Here is a 3,965-nt window from a genome sequence, read left to right as displayed (position 1 = left end):
GTGATGGTTAAGCTATCGTTATCCGCATCGGTATCGTTGATGAGGACATCCAGCTCATAAACGCCATCGGCGGTCATCGCTTGCGTCAACTCATCAGCCACCGCAGTCGGTGCATCGTTCACCCCTTCAACAGTTATCGAGACTGTGTACTCTGGAGACTCTTCCTCGCCATCACTGACACGGTAGGTGAAGCTATCGGCACCGTTGTAGTCCAGATCCGGTTGATACAACCAACCCGCTCCGGAAACAGTCAAGGTGCCGTGACTTGGCTGAGCACTCAACACCAAGAAGAGATTGTCACCATCGGCATCACTGATCGTCGGCTCGATAGTCACGGAAGTATCTTCATCGATGCTGACGCTGATCTCTTGACCAACCGGCGCATCGTTCACATTCACCACTTCAATGCTAAACGCCGGCAGTGCCGCTTCACCACCGTTGCCATCACTGACACGGATGATAATACCGCTGGTAGTCCCCACATCATTCTGACCTGGTGTACCGGTTAACGCACCGGTGCTGCTATCAAAATCCGCCCAACGAGGTGAATTTTCGATGCTAAAGGTGAGCTCATCGTCATCCACATCCACTGCCGTTGGCGTGAAGCTGTAGGTTTCACCCTGGTCGACCGTTGAAGCCGGAGTGCCGCTTATGGTTGGCGCATCGTTCACATTCACCACTTCGATGCTGAACGCTGGCAGTGCTGTCTCGCCACCGTTGCCATCATCCACACTGATGATAATGCCCGCGGTCGTGCCCACATCATCCTGACCTGGGGTGCCGGTCAAGGCGCCCGTAGTGGTGGAGAACGCTGCCCAACTGGGCGAGTTAGTGATGCTAAACGTCAGCCTGTCACCGTCAATATCATTGACCGTTGGCACGAAGCTGTAGGCTTCACCTTGGTCGACCGTTGTGGCAGGACTGCCGCTGATGGTCGGCGCATCGTTCACATTCACCACTTCAATGCTAAACGCTGGCAGTGCCGCTTCACCACCGTTGCCATCACTGACACGGATGACAATACCGCTGCTGGTACCCACTTGCGCATTGCCTGGCATGCCCGTCAATACACCGGTGCTGGTGTTAAAGCTCGCCCAGCTCGGTTTATTGGTAATGGCGAAGGTTAAATCATCGTCATCACTGTCCGTTGCCGTTGGGGTGAAGCTGTAGCGCTGGTCTTGCTCGACGCTGTTGTCTGGCGTGCCGCTAATCACGGGCACGTCGTTGACTGCAGTCACGGTGACATTGACGGTGATACTTGCCGTATCGATACCATCGGTCACACTCACCAAGAAGCTATCAGTGCCGTTAAAGTTCGCTTGCGGTGCATAGTCCACGCTCGCGCTGGTATTGTCACCCGCCACACTCGCTTGACCATTGCTCGGCGCACCACTCACAGACCAGGTCAAATCATCGCCGTTGGTATCGGTTGCACTCAAGCTCAAGGCAAACGCAGTCGGTGAGCCGTCTTCAGACATGCTCACAGTGACGCTACTGCCTTGGTCAATGGTCGGTGCTTTTTGATAGAGCTTGGTCACGGTATCAGTTTGCGCCGCTGAGGTGTTACCGACTGCATCCGCTAAGGTCACAGTGAGTGTCAATACACCTTCGGTTAAACCCCGAACGTCGATCCCACCGACCCTTTGCGTCGCCGAACTAACCGACCCAGTGCCAGTGACTTGGTTGCTACCGTCACTCACGCTGAAGTTGTAAGTAGTCCCGACTTCAGCGCCACTTAGTGTAAAGCTCATCGCCGTATCATTGGTGGCATCAATCAAGCCTTGCTCAATCGATACCACAAAATCAGCCGGTGCCACCGAGTCTTCCACAATCCGAGCCACATCAACCGCAGCCGAAGTATTACCCGCGCGGTCAATGGCCTGCACCACCACGTCATTGAACGCGTTCGCGCTCAAGGGCAGTTCAATGGCCCATTCACCGGCAACATTCACCCCAACCGTGCCTTGCGCAAGTACGCTGGCGTTATCGGCCACACCGTCATTGTCCGCATCAACAAAGGCCTGGACTACGATGCCATCTTCCCCATGCGTACCCGAAACCACATACGTATCGGCATTGACGGTAACCAACGCCGTTGGGTCGGACACGACCGGAGCCACCGGAGCGGTCGAGTCTTCACTAATCATAGGCACAACCGCTGGAGCCGAAACGTTCCCTGCCGCATCGGTCGCGGTGACCACATAGCTGTGGTCGGTATCGGCGGTTAAGGTCCGCACAATCGACCACTGGCCGCCCACAACCGTGGCGGTGCCGAGCACCGTCGCGTTATCGGCCTGACCGTTTTCATCGGCATCCAGATACAGATTGATGGTCGCATCATCTTCATTCAAGGTGCCGCGAATGGTGTAATCGGCTTGATTGACATACACCTGTTGCGCGGGGTCCGTGACCACAGGCGCACTCGGCAAGCCGGTATCCACCAACGTGGTATCCACACGATTGGTGGGGAAATCCAAGTCTGCGCTGTTGCCCGAGTTATCCTCGATGGTATCGCCATTGAGGTTCAGACTATTACTCAGCAACGACACCCCATCGTCATCATTATCACCAGCAACGACCGTGTATCGATAAGTCAGAGTATTGCCCACCGCACTGACAAAGTTCGCCTGGCGTGTGGTGCCACCGATGGATAAATCCACGGTGCTGTTGGTGCCCGTCACCGTCACGGTGTCGTCAAATACAATACTTGCCGTAATGATGCCACCGACGGTCAACAAGCCGCTGTTCAGACCGGTGCTCGCCACCGTCGGCACAGTCGCATCTTTCACAACCGTATCACTGACATCCATGGAGCGGTTACCGGCTACATCCGTCGTCGCCGCCATCAGGGTCAGCGTGCCATCACTCAGGCCACTGACATTGACGCCACTGACCGTTTGACCGGCTGTGGTGATGGTCTGAGTACCGGTGACATCACTGCCACCTGCGCTACTGCTGATGGTGTAACTGAGCTCAGCACCGACTTCCGCGCCACTTACGGTGAAGCTTATTGAGCCTTGATTCAGCACATCAATAATCGCTGCATCAAAGCTCACGCCCGTTGGCGCTGATGCGGTGTTATCGATGGTGACACTCAGACCGCTTGAGGCACTGCTGACATTACCTGCAGCATCCGTCGCAGTCGCGCTGAGCACATGTACCCCCTCACCCAGTGGTGAGGTTCCCACCGACCAGGCACCGCTACCATCGGTGCTCGCACTGCCAATCACACCGCCCAAGGATGAGTTCAGCGCAACCGTGCTGTTGGCTTCTGCCGTGCCGGTCACCGTTAAGGTCGCATTCTGCGTGATATTGTCCGTGCTGCTGGAGCCCGAATCCGACGCTGCTGCCAAATCTGGCGCACTCGGTGCAGTCGGTGCCACCGTGTCGATGGTCACACTCAACGCAGCAGAGCTTGGCGAGACGTTCCCCGCTGCATCGGTCGCGGTTGCCGTTACTGCATACACCGCATCCGTGAGAGCGGTTGCTGTGAAGCTCCACGCACCGCTGCCATCGGCCGTAACGTTACCCACCGAGCTACTGTTGATGAATAACTCCACCGTGCTATTCGCCTCAGCGGTGCCGCTGAAACTCGGGGTGGTATCACTCGTAATATTATCGGTAGCGCTACTGCCGCTATCACTGCCGGCATTCAAATCAGGCAGACTCGGCGCGACTGGAATCGCGGTATCTACCGCAATCACCGCCTGCGTTGCCGCGGTATTGTCGTTACCCGCTGCATCGGTAAAGGCCGCCGCGGCTACATCCACCGTCGCATTGCCTTCAAAGTCCGCCGTTGGCGTCAAGGTAGCTGTATAGCTGCTACCCGAGCCGGCAAAGTTGCTCAAGCTGCCGTTGACAACGGTCACATCACCGACCACAAAGTCGTTTGAGCTCTCACTTAAGGTAAAGGTGAGCGCTGCCGTCTCACCGGCTTTCAACGCACCGACTGAGCTTGCAACGGT

The 3,965-nt window shown here is 56.4% G+C and carries 1 protein-coding gene; it reads right to left on the bottom strand.

The window, feature by feature from the left end; all coding sequences use genetic code 11:
• Positions 1-3,965, bottom strand: a 3,965-nt coding sequence (locus CWE22_RS12055) for an Ig-like domain-containing protein (protein ID WP_169931747.1), incomplete at both ends; no start/stop codon positions are given.

The organism is Pseudidiomarina aestuarii (genome assembly GCF_003987355.1).
GTDB classification, from domain to species: Bacteria; Pseudomonadota; Gammaproteobacteria; order Enterobacterales; family Alteromonadaceae; genus Pseudidiomarina; species Pseudidiomarina aestuarii.
This window is presented reverse-complemented; position numbering and strand designations above follow the sequence as displayed.